At 54.4% G+C, this 18,472-nt stretch carries 13 protein-coding genes; 10 read left to right on the top strand and 3 right to left on the bottom strand.

Translation table 11 applies throughout. The annotated features are described in order from the left end of the window. Nucleotides 1-189: 189 nt before the first annotated feature. On the bottom strand, nt 190-1,578 hold the full coding sequence (locus ABIE61_RS00455) for a PhoH family protein (protein ID WP_354405915.1): 1,389 nt from the start codon (nt 1,576-1,578) through the stop codon (nt 190-192). A 217-nt stretch (nt 1,579-1,795) separates the two neighbouring features. Between ABIE61_RS00455 and ppnN the strand changes: the two genes are divergently transcribed. Next, nucleotides 1,796-3,187: a nucleotide 5'-monophosphate nucleosidase PpnN gene (gene ppnN, locus ABIE61_RS00460; RefSeq protein WP_091823687.1), complete on the top strand. Its 1,392-nt coding sequence runs from the start codon at nt 1,796-1,798 to the stop codon at nt 3,185-3,187. Here ppnN and ABIE61_RS00465 read toward each other — a convergent pair whose 3' ends face one another. Beyond that, a complete protein-coding gene (locus ABIE61_RS00465; RefSeq protein WP_354405917.1) occupies nt 3,188-5,551 on the bottom strand; it encodes a proline dehydrogenase family protein in 2,364 nt (787 codons plus the stop codon). Between the two features lie 156 nt (nt 5,552-5,707). Between ABIE61_RS00465 and ABIE61_RS00470 the strand changes: the two genes are divergently transcribed. The 9 genes from ABIE61_RS00470 to ABIE61_RS00510 all read left to right on the top strand — a co-directional run bounded on the left by ABIE61_RS00470 (nt 5,708) and on the right by ABIE61_RS00510 (nt 17,469). Beyond that, nucleotides 5,708-6,643 carry a M23 family metallopeptidase gene (locus ABIE61_RS00470; RefSeq protein WP_354405919.1) on the top strand — a complete coding sequence of 312 codons (936 nt, stop codon included), beginning with the start codon at nt 5,708-5,710 and terminating at the stop codon, nt 6,641-6,643. After that, nucleotides 6,592-7,059, top strand: a complete 468-nt coding sequence (locus ABIE61_RS00475) for a bactofilin family protein (RefSeq protein ID WP_354405920.1) — start codon at nt 6,592-6,594, stop codon at nt 7,057-7,059. The genes ABIE61_RS00470 and ABIE61_RS00475 overlap by 52 nt, the downstream gene beginning before the upstream one ends. 3 nt (nt 7,060-7,062) lie before the next feature. Continuing rightward, nucleotides 7,063-7,851 (top strand): class II glutamine amidotransferase, encoded by a 789-nt coding sequence (locus ABIE61_RS00480; protein WP_354405922.1) that lies wholly within the window; start codon nt 7,063-7,065, stop codon nt 7,849-7,851. Then, nucleotides 7,851-9,509 carry an AMP-binding protein gene (locus ABIE61_RS00485; RefSeq protein WP_354405924.1) on the top strand — a complete coding sequence of 553 codons (1,659 nt, stop codon included), beginning with the start codon at nt 7,851-7,853 and terminating at the stop codon, nt 9,507-9,509. The genes ABIE61_RS00480 and ABIE61_RS00485 overlap by 1 nt, the downstream gene beginning before the upstream one ends. Before the next feature lie 34 nt (nt 9,510-9,543). Next, on the top strand, nt 9,544-13,458 hold the full coding sequence (gene hrpA / locus ABIE61_RS00490) for an ATP-dependent RNA helicase HrpA (RefSeq protein WP_354405926.1): 3,915 nt from the start codon (nt 9,544-9,546) through the stop codon (nt 13,456-13,458). A 322-nt stretch (nt 13,459-13,780) separates the two neighbouring features. Further along, the gene (locus ABIE61_RS00495) at nt 13,781-14,842 is read left to right on the top strand and encodes a porin (protein WP_354405927.1); all 1,062 of its coding nucleotides are present in this window, start codon (nt 13,781-13,783) and stop codon (nt 14,840-14,842) included. Nucleotides 14,843-15,041: 199 nt separating this feature from the next. Then, a complete protein-coding gene (locus tag ABIE61_RS00500; protein WP_091823662.1) occupies nt 15,042-15,746 on the top strand; it encodes an MlaA family lipoprotein in 705 nt (234 codons plus the stop codon). Nucleotides 15,747-15,817: 71 nt separating this feature from the next. Further along, on the top strand, nt 15,818-16,987 hold the full coding sequence (locus ABIE61_RS00505) for a PP2C family protein-serine/threonine phosphatase (protein WP_091823659.1): 1,170 nt from the start codon (nt 15,818-15,820) through the stop codon (nt 16,985-16,987). Next, a complete protein-coding gene (locus ABIE61_RS00510) occupies nt 16,984-17,469 on the top strand; it encodes an STAS domain-containing protein (RefSeq protein WP_354405929.1) in 486 nt (161 codons plus the stop codon). Before ABIE61_RS00505 ends, ABIE61_RS00510 begins: the two co-directional genes overlap by 4 nt. Nucleotides 17,470-17,488: 19 nt before the next feature. Here ABIE61_RS00510 and tal read toward each other — a convergent pair whose 3' ends face one another. After that, entirely contained in the window at nt 17,489-18,436 is a 948-nt protein-coding gene (tal, locus tag ABIE61_RS00515) for a transaldolase (protein ID WP_502915013.1), read from the bottom strand. Between the last annotated feature and the right edge of the window lie 36 nt (nt 18,437-18,472).

Genomic DNA, 18,472 nt, shown 5'->3' on the forward strand with positions numbered 1-18,472 from the left:
AACTGTCGACAGAATAAAACTCACTGCTTGAACCCGCTGCCCTGCGGGGGTGGTGTCATCAGGCTGTAACCCGCGTGAGATAAGGCGTTGAAGCGGTTTTTAGACTTTGGTCGCGCGATTGTCGCGGATTTGAATTCCACTGTTGCAGCGAACCGTTTGGTTCGCTGCAACTGCGCAGGCAGACACTGCTCAGAGGTGTTCTTCGGCGTACTCGGCCAGTCGTGAGCGGAAGATACCCTCGAAGTGAACGCTTGCCGAACCTTCAAAGTCGCGGAAACGTTCGACAATGTAGGTCAGGCCCGAAGTCAGTGCGGTCAGGTAATTGGAGTCGATCTGGGCCAGGTTACCCAGACATACCATCTTGGTGCCCTTGCCACAGCGGGTCAGAATGGTTTTGAGTTGTTGTGGAGTCAGGTTCTGGGCTTCGTCAATCAGTACGATGGCATTTTGTATGCTGCGGCCGCGGATGAAGTTCAGTGACTTGAATTGAATGTTGGCTTTCTCAATCGCGTATTTGACACTGCTCTGTGGACGCTCGTCCTGCTCGTGCATGGCTTCAAGGTTATCGTTGATCGAGCTCATCCAGGGCGTCATTTTCTCCTCTTCGGTTCCGGGCAGGAAGCCGATGTCCTCGGCCACGGGAGGTGTGGAGCGTGTCACGATGATCTTGTTGAAGCGCTGCTCCTCTATCACCATTTCCAGGGCGCAGGCCAACGCTATTAACGTCTTGCCCGAGCCGGCAGCACCCAGCAGGATGCTGAGGTCAACCTCGGGATCCATCAACGACTGCATCGCAAATGCCTGCTGCAGGTTAATCGGTTGAATACCCCAGCAGGATTGTTGCATCAAGCGGTCATAGCCCAGATCCATCAAGGTGACGGTCGTTTCGTCCACGTTCACGGTACGCGCTGCAAAATCCTTGCTGTCGTCATAGATGTATTCGTTCATGTAGGTGTCAGGTAACAGGCTGCGATCCACCTTATGGTAGGTGTGGCCGTCTTGCTGAAAACTGTCGACCTTATCCACGCCTTCCCAGAAGGGGGTATCCAGATGATGATGTCCGGCCGGCAGCATGTCGATGTCGGATACCAGCTGGTCGGTGCGGTAGTCTTCCACCCGCTGAAGGCCCGCCCCCAGCGCCTTGAGGCGCATATTGATGTCCTTGGTAACCAGAACAATCTGCCGGTGAGGGAAGGTGGCCTGCAGGTGCAGCGCGCAGTTGATGATGCGATTGTCCTTGTTGCTTATGTCCGGCAAAAAGCCCTGGCGGCTGGTCAGTTCATGGTCCGGGAAAATCGACAGCTTGCCCAGCTTCTGCTCGCGCTCCTTGCCTTCCACCAGAATGCGCACGCCTTTAGTGATTTGGCTCGCGTTGGTGGCACTGGACAGAATGTTGTCGATCACGCGGATGGCATGCCGCGCCTCTGCAGCTACGTTTTGCTTGCGGTCCTTGATTGAATCAAGCTCTTCGAGCACGGTCATCGGGATGGTGATGTCCTGCTCCTTGAACTGGAACAGACACTTGGGATCATGCAGCAGAACGTTGGTGTCCAGGATATACAGTTTTGATGCAGACATCGGCAGGCTTCCTTGTACGACAGTGTATGGCTTCAAACTAATTCAAGGTGAGACCAATTACAACGCGTCCGGTTAGGCTTTTGCTGCATATCAGTTCAGTGAGGTGCTGTAACAGGGTTGACATGCGGTGGTAGTAAATCTGTCCGGCAGCGTTCATAGTTAAAGCCACACGCAGGTATCGGCGTGTGTCAAAGCAGTAGCGAACAAGGAGGTCAGTATGATGACCGAGCACTACATTACCTCCAGCGTAACACCGCTGGACAATCTCGATGTTCTTTCACCTTATGAAGTGGCCCGGCTGCAGGACAAAAGCCAGGGCGGCCTGTACAACCTGTTTCGTCAGTGTGCACTGGCGGTCTTGAACTGTGGCAGCGAAATGGACAGTACCCGTTTGGTGCTGAATCGCTTTCGCGAGTTCGATGTACAGATCAGTCAGAAGCACCGAGGGGTACAGCTGGATCTGATCAATGCACCAGCCGCAGCGTTTGTCGATGGTGAGCTGATTCAGGGGATTCACGAGCACCTGTTTGCGGTGCTGCGTGACCTGCTATATGTCAGTGACAAAATTGATGGCTGCTGCGAGGGGCTGGACCTGTCCGGTACCATCTCCAATCAGGTATTCAACACCCTGCGTCATGCCAATGCTCTGCGGCCCCATGTGAAGCCGAACATGGTGGTATGCTGGGGCGGACATTCGATCAATCAGGTTGAATATGACTATACCAAGCGGGTGGGCTACGAGATGGGCCTGCGCGGCATGAATATCTGTACCGGCTGTGGTCCGGGAGCCATGAAGGGGCCGATGAAGGGCGCCACGATTGCTCATGCCAAGCAGCGTATCCACGATGGCCGTTATGTGGGTATCTCGGAGCCAGGCATTATTGCGGCTGAGTCTCCCAATCCGATTGTTAACGAGCTGATCATCATGCCTGATATCGAGCGTCGACTGGAAGCGTTCGTACGGCTTGGGCACGGTTTTGTTGTATTCCCCGGGGGGGTTGGTACAGCAGAAGAAATTTTGTACATCCTTGGCATTTTGCTGCAGCAGGATAATACAGAACAGCCATTCCCGCTGATCTTTACCGGTCCCGCTGGCAGCGAGGCCTACTTTGAAACCGTGGATCGCTTTATCCGCAATACGCTGGGTGAGCGTGCCGCCAGCTGCTATGAAATCGTTGTGGATGATGCGTATGAGGTGGCGGAGCGTATGCGGGTAGGGCTCGAAGCTGTGACTTCATATCGAAAGGCGACCGGAGAGGCGTACCATTTCAACTGGCAGCTGCATATCCCATTGTCGCTGCAGCAGACTTTCGAGCCGACACACGCCAACATGCGCGGGCTTAACCTGTCTCGTCGGCAGGAGGATCATGAGCTGGCAGCCCAGTTGCGTTGTGCGCTGTCCGGCATTGTGGCTGGTAACGTCAAGGAGCCGGGCATTCGAGCCATTGAGCAACATGGGCCGTTCGAGCTGCACGGCGAACCTGAGGTGATCGAGGCGCTGGATGAGTTGCTGGAATCCTTCGTTTCACAGCGCCGCATGAAGATTAATCATGACGATTACCAGCCCTGCTTCCGGCTGGCACGAAACAATCGTGCCTCGGCCGGTTGATCAGAGCTGGCGCGAGATGGTGCGTTCACGCACAAATGATGTGATGTAATTGGGGCCGCCATAGAGCGGCCCGGTACCCGATGTGCCTGCCCCGCCGGCAGGTCTTACTCCGGCTGACAGGTCGGCCAGGCTGCGGTTGATCATCAGGCTGCCGGCCTGCAGCTGTTGTCGCACCCGAGCGATCAGTGCTTCATCATGGGTGTGAATGCCGAATGCCTGCCCCTGGCAGTAACGGTTGATTTCGTCGATCACACGCTGCAGGTTTTCCCGGTTGTAACGGATGAGGTGCAGGATGGGGCCATTTACACAGTCTTGCAGCTCATCCAGGGTGTACAGTCGCAGCAACGTTGGGGGTACAAAAAAGCCATTGTCATGGCGGTCGTCCAGTGGCAGTTGTGCCAGCAAGCGATCACGCACCCGCAGTCGCTCAATGTGGTGATAGACCCGGTCCATCTGATGACGGCTGACCAGTGGGCCAATATCGGTGTCAGGTTGTGCCGGATCGCCCAGGTGCAAAAGCTGCAGGCTGCTGATCAGTTGGGCTTCCAGCTGGTCGGCTATCGACTCTTCAATATAAAGCATGCCCAGTGAGGCGCGTCGCTGGCCGGCAAAACTGAAGGCACTGTGCAGTAGTTCGCGCACTTCACGGTTGTCCAGTGGTCGGTCAACCAGCTGAGTACCGGGTAGGCTGCTGTGAGTCAGAGGCGGTACCAGCGGAGCCCCTGAGCGGTTGCTGATCATCGCATTCAGAGCTGTGGCTTCACTGGCATCACCAAAAAACACGGCACCTGCCAGCCGGTAGTCTTCAGCCATCCAGGCCGAAACCCGTTCGGTAGGTCCCGGTAGCAGTGCGACAAGCGACTCAGGCAGACCTGTTTCCAGCAACAGCTCGATCAGTCGGGTCGCACTGAAAACCGTGGCGCTACCTGTATTGACCAAAACAGCATTACCGCTGACCAGAATGGCCGCCAACTGACCCACAAGAGTAGCCAGTGGGTCGTTGTCATCCGTGATGCAAATGTAGACACCGCGACCGTGCAGTTCCAGCTGGTTCACCTCACCGTGAAGGCCGTGCAGGGGGCGTGTCTGCAGCTGTGTTCGAGCCTGAGCACTATAGTAGTAGCACAGGTTGATGGCGGTACGCAGATCACCCAGTACATCATTCAGCACAAGTCCTGACTCGCGAACACACAATGTGGCCAGTGTATTCAGTTCCTGTTGTAACCGCTGCCCCCAGCGTAGAATCAGATCAGCGCGGTGAGAGACGTGAACGTCATTCCAGCCGGGCTGTGCTTCCACGGCCAGCTGAAATGCTTCACGCACCTGCGCTTCGGTACAGTCGCAAACCTCGCCGATCATGTCTTCAACATGAGCAGGGTTAAAGCGCTCTCTGGCCAGTGTATCAGTGCAGCTCTCGCCTGCGATCAGAGGGCAGGCAACCCATCTTTCCCGTTGAACACGCTGCAATGCGTCCTGCAGTGCCTGTTCAATCAACCATTGACCTCGTATGGGGCCGGTGGCGTTCAGTCTGGCCGGCAAGTAGATGTCGGTTGGTGGTAATGGAGCTGAATAGTGATCAGGAAAAGGGCGGGATTTGGCGAGCCGGGTACGCAGGCAGGTGTTATTGGTACTGTGCAGGAAAGTGTCGCACAGCTCAAATGCGATGTCGCAGTGTGCAGGGTCAGTCATGACCGGATATTCAGGGTAGCCGAGGTGTTGGGCGTTACTGATTTCCGAGGTCTCCGGTGCACCAGTTAGCAGCAGGACCGGAATGTTAAGCTTGAACGCACGCCCCAAGTGTTCCAGATATCCCAGGGTTGGAAGTGCGCGTTTTGATGCTGTCGGAAGGCAGATACCAAAATGGTTCCAGCCTTCCAGGCCCGGCAGGGCAAGGGTACTGGTAAAAATGCCCAGTGTAAGTTCGAGAGCCTCTTCCGAAGGGGAGAGTAACAGCACTTCGCGTCTCTGCTCGCGCGCAGCCAAGGCAATTACCTGTAGCCGTTTGCTGATACCCTCGCTGATTCGCTCGCGCAGAAGCGGCTCGAAACGAGGGTGCAGATCAGCAGGGTTAATGATCAGCGGGGTGTTCCGCGGTGTTGGTGAGTTCAGATATTGGTTGAAGCGCTGATTGGATTCTTCAATATTCAGCGGCGGTGGCAGCCGTGTCGGCAGACAGATATCCGTCTGGATTTGTTCTTGCCTGCGCCCGGGTTGCCATACTTCCGGTGTCAGGTTTTTCAATTCCTGCCAGGCACTGACCAATAGCTGGTCAGGGACCGTAAAGTATTGGCTTACACCTCGCTGCAGCTGGGCTCGACTCAACAGCCTGAATTCATCCGAAATATAGAGTGCCAGCGGTAACATCCATCTACTCCGCACAATGAGTGGTCGTGACCCAGTCTACCTTAAAAAACGCTCCAGAAACTCCCTTTTGCCAGCGGCATTGATCAGGGTCGTGTTACTGGTGGCGTGGGGGTACTCGGGTTATAGTAGCTGGATTTGAGCGTATGAGTATCCCGTTTGCGACGTAAGCTGATTCTGACACTGACCACTGTGCGTGGCTCCCGGCAGTATTCCCTTCACCGGGTATTGGGCTATTTGATGCTGATGTTCCTGCTGGTGTCGGCGCTGAGTTTTTTTGTATCCAATTGGTTGTTGATGAAGACCCACGATAATCTGACGGATCTGGAACGTGACCATCAAAGCTTGAACGAGCAGTATGAAATGTTACTGGGTACCCAGCAGCTCTATATATCCGAGCTGGGGGAGTTGGGAGCAACCCTGTCCAGTCTGTCAGAAGAACGTGAGCAACTCGCGCTGGAAAACCATCAATTCAGTACTGCTCTGGATGATCTGGAGTCGATGCTGGGGCTTTTGGCTGAAGACAGCGCTGCCGACAATGCTGAGCAAAGGCTGGAACTCGCTCGGCTGGCCGCTCGTCAGCGTTTGTTCCTGCTGCACAGTATTCCCAACGGGGTGCCGATTCAGGCGGAGCAGGTGAATGACAGCTACGGCATGCGTTTCCATCCAGTGCTCAAAACCCGCAAAATGCACAATGGTACTGACTTTAAGGCGGATACAGGCACACCCGTGTATGCCACAGCAGATGGTGTGGTTGAGTATGCCGGCTATCGCAAGGGCAGCGGCTTTGGCAATCTGATCATTCTGCAGCATAATTTCGGTTTCAAGACCTATTATGCGCACCTGCACAAGGTGCAGGTCAAAAGCGGCAGCTTTGTCTACAAAGGGCAGCAGATCGGGTTGAGTGGCAACACCGGTCGCTCCACCGGTGCTCATCTGCACTACGAGGTTCGACATCTGTATCAGCCTCTGAACCCGGAGCCCTTTGTACAGTGGGGGCTGGATAATTTCGACTCCCTGTTCAGTCGTGTCGAGGAGGTACCTTGGGAATCATTAAACGCGATGTATCCGCTAAATCAGGTCGGTCTGCAGTAACCATCATCGCTCAGGGCAATCACTTCAAAGGTGATACCCAGGTATCCGGCAAGATGCATGTGGATGGCCTGTTTGAGGGCAGTGTCGATTCGTCCGAGGATATTTCTATCGGGCGCCATGGTTGTGTTCGTGGCCGTATCAAGGCACGCAACGTAACAGTCAGTGGTGTGCTGGAAGGTGAGCTGATCTGCGATCAACTGCATATCGAACGTGGTGGGCAGGTACGGGCTACCGTCTACAGCGATAATCTGAGCATTGATCCCCAGGGCTGTTTTGTCGGCGAGCGCCGGCTTCAGGTAACGCCACAGCTGGAATATCACCCTGAAGAGACGGTACGGGAGCACAGCGGCAGCATCGACTACAGTCTGATCGACTCGCTGCCGGACCGTATCACCCTCAGCGCCAAGGGAAGTTAGGCCATGTGCGAATTGCTTGGCATGAGTGCCAATGTGCCGACGGATATCTGTTTCAGCTTTACCGGTCTAATGCAGCGAGGTGGTCGTACTGGCCCGCATCGAGATGGTTGGGGTATCGCCTTTTATGAGGGCAAGGGGCTGCGCTGCTTCCATGATCCCAAGCCCAGTGCGGACTCGCGCATTGCGAATCTGGTCGCGGACTACTCGATCAAGAGCAGGGTGGTGATCAGCCATATTCGTCAGGCCAATGTCGGCCAGGTTTGCCTGGAAAATACCCACCCGTTCAGTCGTGAACTGTGGGGCTATAGCTGGACCTATGCCCATAACGGTCAGCTTGACCCGAACCTGTTCGACTGGCCATTGAAGTTCTATCATCCGGTGGGTACCACCGACAGCGAATATGCCTTCTGCTGGCTGTTGGATCAGATCCGTAACCGCTACCCCGAACGTCCAACTGATTTGCATGAGCTGGAGCACTTTATTCACCAGTGCTGTGAGAGGCTGCGCGGGCTGGGCGTGTTCAACATGCTGTTGAGTGAATCTACACATCTGTTCTGTTATTGCAGTACCAAGCTGGCCTGGATTACACGGCGGGCACCTTTTGGCGAGGCTCGGCTGAAAGACTGCGAGATGAGCGTGGACTTTGGCGCTGAAACAACACCGAATGACGTGGTTACTGTCATTGCCACCGAACCGCTCACGGATAACGAACAGTGGCAGCGACTGCAGGCGGGTGAGCTGGTTGTATTCAACGACGGCGAAGTTGTATGTGATTTGTCGGAGGCGTCCTGATGCAGGCGCCCGGGCCGCAGTTCGACAGTCTGTCCGACATGCTCCAGTTGCTGGCGCGCCGTTTTGATGAACGTCCGGCCTTTGGGCATATGGGAGCCAGTATCAGCTTTGCTGATCTGGATCGCCTGTCACGCCGCTTTGCCGCCTGGGTGCAGCATGAAACCGATTTGCAGCCGGGCGACCGAATCGCATTACAACTCCCCAACCTGATGCAATATCCAGTGGTGTTGTTTGGGGCTCGCCGGGCTGGGCTGGTGGTGGTGAATACCAATCCCCTTTACTGCTGTGAAGAGCTGTGTCAGCACTTGAAAGACTCGGGTGCGCGTGCGCTGGTTGCCTTTGCGCCGCTGCAGGCGCAGGTGTGTCAACAGCTTGCCGGCACCGAAATCGAATATCTGGTTACCACCGAGCTGGGTGATCTGCATCCTCTGCGCAAGCGCTGGGTGCTGAATCTGGCCGCCCGCTTTAAACGAGGCGGTGCGGCTCAGTTGCTCCAGCCGGTACCACAATTATCAGGTATACAATGCATGCGCTTGACCCAAGTGATGCAAAAGGGCGGCGGCTTGATCTGGCAGCCGCCGGAGCGGTTCGGCCAACAGGAGTCGTTGGCATTGTTGCAGTACACCGGTGGAACGACAGGGCCTGCCAAGGGTGCCATGCTGAGCGAAAAGGCACTGCTGGCGAATCTGGCCCAGATTCGTGCCTTGCTTGACCACTATTGTGAGCCGGGTCAGGAAAAACTGCTGCAACCCTTGCCGCTGTATCATATCTACTCGTTCATGTTGACGCTGGTCATGTTGAGCATTGGTAGCTGTATTGAGCTGGTACCGGACCCGCGTCGTATCCGGACTCTGGTCAAATGCTGGGATCGTTTCGATCCGACCGTGGTGGCCGGTATCAATCCACTGTTCATTTTTCTATGCCAGCAGCCGGAGTTTCAGCGGTTGGATTTCGGTCGCTTGAAGTTGACCATTTCAGGCGGTATGGCGCTCACCCAATCGGTGGCACAACGCTGGCAGCAAGTGACGGGCAACGCTATTTGTGAAGGTTACGGCCTGACCGAGTGTTCACCGGTGGTGAGTGTGAACCGGCCCGATGATATTCATCTGGGCAGTGTCGGTTGTCCGTTGCCGGATACAGAGGTTCGTATCATTGGTGAGCAGGACCAGAGATTGCCCGATGGCGAGATTGGTTCCATTTTCGTGCGCGGGCCACAATTGATGCAGGGCTATTGGCATCAGCATGGCGAAACACAGCAAGCATTTCATGAAGGCTGGCTGGATACAGGGGATATCGGCCTGATCGATACACAGGGCTATCTGCGTATCATTGACCGTCGCAAGGAGGTGATCAATGTATCAGGCTTCAAAGTGTATCCCAGTGAGCTGGAAGATATTATTGCGTGCCACCCGGATATTCTGGAATGCGCTGTGATAGGGCTACCGGACAGCTGCAGTGGTGAGCAGATCAAGCTTTACGTGGTGCCTGCCAGTCAACAACTGACCATCAAGGCAGTACGCGACTATTGCCGTGAACGGCTGACACCCTATAAGGTGCCGCGCTTGGTAGAGTTCTGTCAGCAGTTGCCGCGCACCTCGATCGGCAAGGTCTCGCGCCGTGCGTTGCGCGAGCAGGCGCTGGGGCGCCGCACTCTCTGAATACATTCATTTACCCGCAACAGGTTGTATCGGTTTGTCTGACTCCATTATTAGCTTGAAACAGAGGCTGCAGCAGGTTCGCCTCGTGGACCGCTTCCGCTTGCAGCGAGATCTCAACCGTTTGCAGCGTAATACTCAAACGCTGGATCCGGATCTCCTGCAACGCCTGAATGAACAGATTGACGCTTCAGTGGCTCAGGTCGAACGTTTGAAAGCCCTGCCTGCAAAGCCTGAATACCCTGACCTGCCGGTATCGGAGCGTCGTGAGGAACTGCTCAAGGCCATTGCTGAGCACCAGGTGGTTGTAATCGCTGGCGAGACCGGTTCCGGAAAGACCACCCAGATACCCAAGCTCTGCCTTGAGTTGGGGCTGGGTTGCCGTGGCCTGATCGGCCACACCCAGCCACGCCGATTGGCGGCGCGCACCGTTGCTGCTCGTATTGCCGAAGAACTGAAAACGTCGCTGGGCGAGCGTGCGGGGTATCAGGTGCGGTTCCATGATCAGGTAAGCGACAATACCCAGATCAAGCTGATGACCGACGGTATTCTGCTTGCTGAAACCCAGCATGATCGTTTTCTTGATAAGTACGAAGTATTGATTATCGATGAAGCCCATGAGCGCAGTCTCAACATCGATTTTCTGCTTGGTTACGTCAAGCGTCTGTTGCCGCGGCGACCTGACCTCAAGCTCATTATCACCTCAGCCACCATTGATCTGGAGCGTTTCTCAAAGCACTTTGATGATGCACCAGTGATCGAAGTATCCGGTCGCACCTATCCTGTTGATGTTCTTTACCGCCCGTTGCATGAAATGGAGGGTGAGGATGAGAAGGCGTTGGACCTGCAGCAGGGAATTCTGGCAGCGGTGGATGAGTTGGTCGAAATTGATCGCGCCAAGCGAAATGGAGGCCCCGGTGATATTCTGGTATTTCTGCCGGGTGAGCGTGAAATTCGTGAAACCGCTGACCTGTTGCGTAAGGCTCAACTGCGTGACACTGAAATCATTCCACTCTATGCGCGCTTGTCACTCGCGGAACAAAACAGGGTGTTTCATGGCGGTCGGGCTGCGGGGCGTCGCATTGTACTTTCGACAAATGTGGCTGAAACATCGCTGACTGTGCCGGGTATCCGTTATGTAATTGATCCCGGTCTGGCGCGCATCTCTCGCTACAGCTATCGCTCCAAAGTGCAGCGACTTCCGGTTGAGGCCGTATCCCAGGCCAGCGCCAATCAGCGCGCTGGTCGTTGTGGTCGTGTGGCCCCGGGTGTTTGTGTCCGCCTCTATTCCGAGGAAGACTTTCTCGGTAGACCCGAGTTTACTGACGCCGAGATTCGGCGCACCAATCTGGCAGCTGTTATCTTGCAGATGTTGCAGCTCAAGTTGGGGGATGTCCGAGACTTCCCGTTTGTTGATCCGCCCGACAGTCGCATGGTCAATGATGGTTACAAGCTGCTGGAGGAACTGGGCGCTGTCGACAGTTCACGTAACCTGACACCGATTGGGCGGCAGCTGGCAAGGCTGCCCGTGGACCCGCGCATCGCGCGCATGGTGATCGAGGCTGGCCGGCTGGATGCGTTACGTGAGGTGATCATAGTTGCCAGTGCGCTCAGCGTACAGGATCCGCGTGAGCGCCCGCATGACAAACGACAGGCCGCAGACCAGAAGCACAAGGAATACAGTGATGAGGAGTCTGACTTCGTCTCGCTGGTCAATCTGTGGGACCTGTACAATGAACAGCGCGAAGCGCTCAGTCAGAGCCAGTTGCGGCGCTGGTGTCAGAAGAGCTTTCTTTCTTTCATGCGTCTGCGTGAGTGGCGTGATGTACACCGCCAGCTGCACCTGAGCATCCGTGAGTTGGGCCTGAAGGAAAATACCGAGCCAGCGGATTACAAGGCGATGCATTGTTCCCTGCTGGCTGGGCTGCTAAGCCAGATCGGTTTCAAACAGGAGAAAGGCGAGTATCTGGGTGCGCGTAACCGTCGCTTCAAGATATTTCCGGCTTCGGGGGTGTTCAAGAAAGCTCCCAAGTGGGTCATGGCGGCAGAGTTGCTGGAAACCAGTCAGCTGTTTGCACATCAGGTGGCGCGGATTGAACCTGAATGGGTGGAAGCCCCGGCTCGGCATCTGATCAAGAAAACATGGATGGAACCGCACTGGGAGAAAAAGCGTGCTCAGGTTGTGGCGACTGAGCAGGTCAGCCTGTTCGGGTTGATCATTGTGCCCAAGCGCAAGGTCAACTATGGCGCCATCGATCCGGTTGCCTCCCATGAAATATTCATTCGCGCGGCGCTGGTAGAAGGTGAGTATCAAACGAGTGCCGCCTTCTTCCAGCATAATCGTGAACTGCTGGCCAGTGTCGAGGCGCTGGAGGACAAGTCACGCCGCCGCGACCTCTTGGTTGACGAGGAGCAGTTGTACGCTTTCTATGCCCAGCGCTTTGAGGAGTTGAAGGGCACTCATGTCGTCAACGGCAAGGGCTTTGAGCACTGGCGCAAACAGGTTGAGCAGGATAACCCCGAAGCGCTGTTTATGCGTGTAGAGGATATCCTGCAGCGTGAAGCAGCTCATGTAACAGCACGCCAATACCCGGATCATCTGGATTTGGAGGGAGCCCGGCTTAAACTCAGCTACCAGTTTGAGCCAGGTGCCGAGGATGACGGCGTGACGTTGGAGCTGCCCCTGGCACTGCTGCGTATCGCACCGCTGCAACGGCTGGAGTGGCTGGTGCCGGGGATGCTCGCGGACAAGGTGACAGCGATTCTGAAGGGGCTGCCCAAGTCATTGCGCAAGCACTATGTACCTGTACCCAATTATGTTGAAGCCTTTTGTGCTGCAGTGGTGTTTGCAGAGGGTGACCTGTACGAAGCATTGGCGCTTCAGCTGCTGCGCATGACCGGTATACGAATTGATGCCGATACCCTGCGTGATGTAGAGCTGGAGCCGCATCATCGATTCAACCTGCGCCTGCGTGACGAAAAGGATCGGGTCGTGGGGGAGGGGCGTGACTGGGACGCGCTTAACCGTCGCTTCGGTGACAAGGCTGAAGCGGCACTGCAGGCAGGGCCGTCACAACAATGGGGCAAAATCGGTATTACCGGTTGGGATTTTGGTGAGTTGCCTGCGTCATTGCGACTGCGTCAGGCAGGTGGTATCGAAGTCGAAGTCTGGCCTGCCCTGATTGATCGGCAGGACAGTATTGAACTTAAAGTAATGCCTTCTCCCGATCTGGCTCAGCAGGAAAGCCTGCTGGGCATCTGCCGACTGTTGCTGTTGTCACTGCCGGCACAACAACTCAAATACCTGCGCCGCGATATCCCGCAGCTGAACCAGAGCCTGATCCTGACCGGAAAGCTGTTTGAGCGCAAAAGGCTGGAAGATGAGGTTCTGCTGCTGGCGGCACGGCGTGCGTCCGGGCTTGACCCCGACAATCTGCCGCGTGATGAAAATCGCTTTGATGCCCTGCGTGAACAGATGCGAGGCAGTATTGCCGATGAAGTGGCGCAGATTGGTCAGTTTGTGCTGCAGTGTCATCAATCAGTGCACCGTATTAACAAACAACTGGGTGGCCGTATTAACCTGCAGGCTGTGCCTGTCCTGAATGATATTAAGCAGCAGTTGGCGGAACTGATGCATCCGCACTACCTTAGTCGTACAGAAGAGGAGTGGTTGCAACAGTATCCGCGCTATCTGCAGGCGATTGAAATCCGGCTGGAAAAATATCAGCGCGATCTCCGCCAGCAATGCCTGCTGTCAGATCAATTAAGCCAATTCTGGCAGCAATATAAAAAAAAGGAGCAGGAGTACCGTGCCCGGCACGAGCTGCCCGAGGCGCTCGGGCGCTTCCGTTGGCTGCTGGAAGAGTATCGGGTATCCCTGTTTGCCCAGCAGCTGGGCACAAAACTGACGGTATCCGAGAAGCGCCTGAAGCAGGCATTGGCCGAGCTTTGAGGTGCTGCCCTGATGCCGGTCAAAAAAGCACGCACTGAACCGGTGCAGGGACTGAAAATGTTGAAACGCGGCATCAGTTGTGCTGTAATGCCGCCAATTTAGGTAGTTGCTCAGCCGGACGCGAGCCTTTCTCAGCAGAGAACCTTGCAAGGGATGTGCAGTTACCAGGCAACATCGGACCAGTAAAAGTATAAAGTTACGGAACTTTTTGCTTTCATTGGTTTGCAATAATCTGGATTTATAGTATTTTTGCTGATAGCACTAATAGTGCTGAGAAAAACTAGAATTCACTACTAGTATGTTGAATGAAGGGGAAATGTTGATGAAAAAGTCACTGATTGCTCTGGCTGTTGCTGGTGCTCTGACTGCTCCGATGGTCGCTCAGGCTGATGCTACTCTGTACGGTTCTTTCCGTATGGGTCTGGTAGGTGCTGACGGCGCTGATATGGACCTGCGTGATGAATCCACCCGTATCGGTATCAAAGGTGATGTAGATCTTGGTCTGGAAAATACCAAAGGTCTCTTCAACTGGGAAGCTAACGTTGCAACTGTTGATAACGGTGGCGACATGTTCAAGGCTCGTTTGGCTCTGATGGGTCTGACGGGCGATTGGGGTACTGCATTGGTAGGTCGCCAGTACCACCCGTATTACACTATGGTTAACAGCCATACAAACATTTTCCAGGGTGCTGATGCTGATTTCGGCGAGGCTTTTGCGCTGGGTAACCAGTGGCACAAGCGTACCGACAACACTCTGGCTTATGCTTCTCCGGTAATGGGTGGCTTTCAGGTTGTAGCTGGTGCAGTTATTGCTAGCACTGGTAGCGACAGCGATAACAACTTCGACGATGACGTAGACGGATACAACCTTGGTGCCCAGTACACTGGCGTCGAAGGCCTCCGCGTTTCTGCTTCTTACGGTAATGTTGAGAATGGTGCATATGAGTCTGAAATTTGGGGCTTGGGTGCTACTTACAAGATCGCTGACCTGACTCTTTCTGCTAAATATGAAGAGCGTGAAGACAAGGCTGCTACCTATGCTTCTTACCAGAATGCCTACACGTTTGCAGGCGATTCTGAGTTGACAGTTTGGGAACTGGCGGCACAGTACCAGATCGGTGCAACAGCTCTTAAAGCTCGTTACGGTAACATTGAAGCTGATCTGAATGGTGCACTGTCTACCCCTTACGGTTCTGGTCTTGTTAATGATTCAGACGATGGAGATCAGTGGGGTATTGAGGTTGAGCAGAAGCTGGGTAACCGTGGCTATGCATGGGTTGGTTACACTGACTTCGACGAAGAAGCTGCTGCAATTTCATCTACTTTGAGTGGCAAGCGTGTTGCTGAAGATCTGTGGATGATCGGCTACCGTCTGGACTTCTAATATCGCTTGATATTAGTTCCTTGCGAAAAAGGCTCCTTCGGGAGCCTTTTTGCGTTATTAGAGATATTATCAATCCAATGTTATTGGGTATATTTGGTTGAATAGCTGTTACTTGGCTTAGTTTAAGTGAGCTCATTTACTCTGTTTGCCCCCCGAGATAGAATTGCCACATTCTCATGTCAGCTTTTAAGGATCGAGCATGCTGAAATCTGCACTGCGTACAGGGCTTCTGGTAACCGGTTTTTCACTGGCGGCTATTGCTGCCCCTTTGTCGGCGAACAGCGAAGTTGACCCTTGGGAAGGCTTTAATCGCCCGGTATTCAACTTCAATGAAGGCGTGGACAAGTATGCGTTGAAGCCGCTGGCGCAGGGATACCGTTATGTCACGCCTGACATTGCCGAAAAGGGCGTCAGTAATTTCTTCGATAACCTGAGCGATGTGCGCAATCTGCTGAACAATCTTCTGCAGTTCAAGCTTGAAGCGGCCGGTCAGAGCTTTGCTCGCCTTACGTTCAACTCAACCTTCGGTCTGTTTGGTCTGATTGATGTGGCAACACCGATGGGAATAGCTCAGAAGCCTGAAGACTTCGGTCAGACGCTGGGTTACTGGGGCATGCCTTCGGGGCCTTATCTTGTGCTGCCGCTGCTGGGGCCAAGCAACCCGCGTGACGGTATTTCACTGCTCGCGGATAGTGCTGTCGATCCTGTACGCCAGGTCGGTGACACGTCTGACCGCAATGCGCTTTACGGTCTGCGCCTGATTGATACTCGCAGCCGGTTGCTTCAGGCCGAGCAGATCATCAGTGGCGACAAATACAGTTTCATTCGTGATGCGTATATGCAGCGTCGTGAATATCAGATTAACGATAAAGCCGTTGATGTCGACTACAAGAACGACTTCTGATTCAGTTGCAACCGGGCGCGGTTGTGGCTACTGTTGAGACTCTTGATTTAGAGTCTCTTAATGGCTGATTAATGGGTCTACACCATCAGCGGGTGTTGCTGGTCTCAGACAGCACCCGCACCACTGATCGTATCTTCGAGCTCTGTGAGGAATGTGATCATCAGCGTCTGCGTCTGATTGTTTGTCGTGACACTGACGATGCCGATCAACAGCTCGACCACTATGATATCTCCCTGATAATTTTCGATCTTGCTTCTGTCGGCAGCAGCCTGTCGATGGATCGCATCGCACAGCGACTTAACCCCAAGCCACTTATCGCCCTGATCAATGAAGGCACGGCCGAGAGTTTGGTTGCTGCACTGCGCAGCGGGGCTGATGATGTTTACGTATCGGGCGAGCTGGATCTGCACCCTGAGTTGTTCGTTCGTTCGGTTGAGCGGCAATTGAAGCGAGCACGCTATATTGAGGAGGTGCGCAGTCTGCGCGACAGCCTTGAGCGTAGCCTGGATGAACTGCGTGAAGATCAGCATGCTGCTCAGCAGGTGCAGCAGAATCTGCTTCCGCCTCAGCAACAGGATATCAATGGTATCGAGTACGCCTATGTGCTCCAGCCTTCCTTGCTGCTCAGCGGTGATTTTGTTGATGCCTTTGTTGTCAGTGACAAGTTGAGCCTGTTCTATCTGGCGGATGTATCCGGGCATGGGGCTTCATCGGCGCTGGTGACGGTGTTGCTGAAAAACATGACACACAGGCTGCTGCGTAACTACCGCCGTAATTCAAGCTTTGACATTCTGTCGCCTTCTGCCACGTTGCACCGCATTAATCGGGAAATGTTGCTGACTTCGCTGGGCAAGCATTTGACCATGTTTGTCGGTTTGATTAACCACGATACTCAAACCCTGAGCTATGCTGTAGGTGGTCATCATCCGCTGCCGATTTTGCTTCAGGATGGGAGGGTGCGTTTTCTGGAAGGGAGGGGTATGCCCCTTGGCTTGTTTGAAGAGCCGGTGTTTGATGAGTTAGAGTGTCCGCTTGGCGACAATTTTACACTGACTCTGTTCTCCGATGGTGTGCTTGAAGTGATTGATGGTGAAACGCTGGAAGATAAAGAGCAGGTGCTGCTGAATATGTGCAGTGCAAAATACGGGTCGCCAGCCGAGTTTTTGCAGAGTATGATGCCCGCCGGGCGGGGACATCCCGATGATGTGGCGATCATGACTGTACGCAGAGAGTCTTTATGAGTGATGGGGCGATCTATTACGCGTGCCGCGACGGGCACTACGTTCTGAAATTTGTAGGTGATGTGCGCCTGACCCTCTGCTCGACTATCGAGCGACACCTCGAAGCCGTGTTGGAGCGTGAAGATGTGTCAGATACGCTGGTTGACCTGACTGAAACGGACAACATCGACAGCACATCTCTTGGGTTGATTGCAAAGCTTGCGATCAAGGCGCGAGAGAAAGGAATGCCGTTGCCGACCTTGGTGTCCACCAACGGCGATATCACACGCATTCTCTACAGTATGGGGTTTGATCGCGTGTTTGTGTTGCTGGAGGAGTTGCCTACCAGCCGCTGTGACCTCAAGCAGGTGCCGTTTGTGCAGGAGTCTGAAGATGAATTGCGCGAGCGAATTCTCGATGCTCACAAGGTGCTGATTGATCTGAACGAGTCCAACCGTAACGCCTTTAAGGATCTGGTCGCAACATTGGAGAGCTGCCGTTAAAGCCGCTCTCCTGCAACCGTCAGTGACCTGCCAGTAGTTGTTCCAGCTTGATCTGGTCCTTGGCAAAATTGCGAATCCCTTCTGCCAGCTTTTCCTGTGCCATTACATCTTCGTTCATATCCCAGCGGAAGTCGCTTTCGTTCAGGTGTAGGCGAGTATCATCACTGCTGCATTCAGCTGACAGCATGCGGTGCAGGGGCTGCTCAGTGCTGGCCAGTTCCTGCATCAGGGCGGGGCTGATCGTGAGTCGATCACAGCCTGCCAATGACTGGATTTCGCCGATATTGCGGAAACTGGCACCCATCACGACTGTATCGTAGTTGTGTGCTTTGTAGTAATGGTAGATTCGAGCCACTGATCGTACCCCCGGGTCACGCTGCAGGCTGAAATCAGCCTCTGGCTCTCGAGCCTTGTGCCAGTCCAGTATGCGGCCAACAAAGGGTGAAATCAGATAAATGCCGGCATCGGCGCAGGCGCGGGCCTGAGCAAAGCCAAATAGTAAGGTCAGGTTGCAGTTGATGCCTTCCTGCTCCAGTTGACGGCCGGCTTCGATACCCTCCCAGGTGGAGGCAATCTTGATTAATACGCGTTCCCGGGGAATATCAAGGGCTTCGTACATGCTGATCAGCTCTCGCGCCTTGGCAACCGTGGCTGTCGTATCAAATGACAGGCGGGCATCAACTTCGGTAGAGACGCGTCCCGGTACCAGTTGAGTAATTTCACGGCCGATCAGTACGGCGAAGCGATCTGTCATCAGTCCGAGCTGGTCGGTTGTGTTGGAGGTTTGTGCAGCAGCCCAGTCCTGTGCCTCCTTCAGCAGGGGGGTATATTTTGCATCCTGTGCGGCCTTGAGCAGCAGTGATGGGTTCGTGGTGGCATCGACCGGTGCAAACTGGCGGATGGCGTCGATGTCGCCGGTATCCGCTACCACGGTTGTCATCTGTTTCAATTGTTCAAGCTGGTTCATCAAATCTAGTCCTGTAAAAGCAAATAAAGTCTTTAG

The sequence above is a fragment of the Marinobacterium sp. MBR-111 genome (assembly GCF_040547585.1).
Lineage (GTDB): Bacteria > Pseudomonadota > Gammaproteobacteria > Pseudomonadales > Balneatricaceae > Marinobacterium > Marinobacterium iners.

Bases quoted from the DNA above. Each gene is read 5' to 3' on its own strand.
- ABIE61_RS00455 (WP_354405915.1), bottom strand. From the start codon at position 1,578: ATGTCTGCATCAAAACTGTATATCCTGGACACCAACGTTCTGCTGCAT.
- ppnN (WP_091823687.1), top strand. From the start codon at position 1,796: ATGATGACCGAGCACTACATTACCTCCAGCGTAACACCGCTGGACAAT.
- ABIE61_RS00465 (WP_354405917.1), bottom strand. From the start codon at position 5,551: ATGTTACCGCTGGCACTCTATATTTCGGATGAATTCAGGCTGTTGAGT.
- ABIE61_RS00480 (WP_354405922.1), top strand. From the start codon at position 7,063: ATGTGCGAATTGCTTGGCATGAGTGCCAATGTGCCGACGGATATCTGT.
- ABIE61_RS00485 (WP_354405924.1), top strand. From the start codon at position 7,851: ATGCAGGCGCCCGGGCCGCAGTTCGACAGTCTGTCCGACATGCTCCAG.
- ABIE61_RS00495 (WP_354405927.1), top strand. From the start codon at position 13,781: ATGAAAAAGTCACTGATTGCTCTGGCTGTTGCTGGTGCTCTGACTGCT.
- ABIE61_RS00500 (WP_091823662.1), top strand. From the start codon at position 15,042: ATGCTGAAATCTGCACTGCGTACAGGGCTTCTGGTAACCGGTTTTTCA.
- ABIE61_RS00505 (WP_091823659.1), top strand. From the start codon at position 15,818: ATGGGTCTACACCATCAGCGGGTGTTGCTGGTCTCAGACAGCACCCGC.
- ABIE61_RS00510 (WP_354405929.1), top strand. From the start codon at position 16,984: ATGAGTGATGGGGCGATCTATTACGCGTGCCGCGACGGGCACTACGTT.
- tal (WP_502915013.1), bottom strand. From the start codon at position 18,436: ATGAACCAGCTTGAACAATTGAAACAGATGACAACCGTGGTAGCGGAT.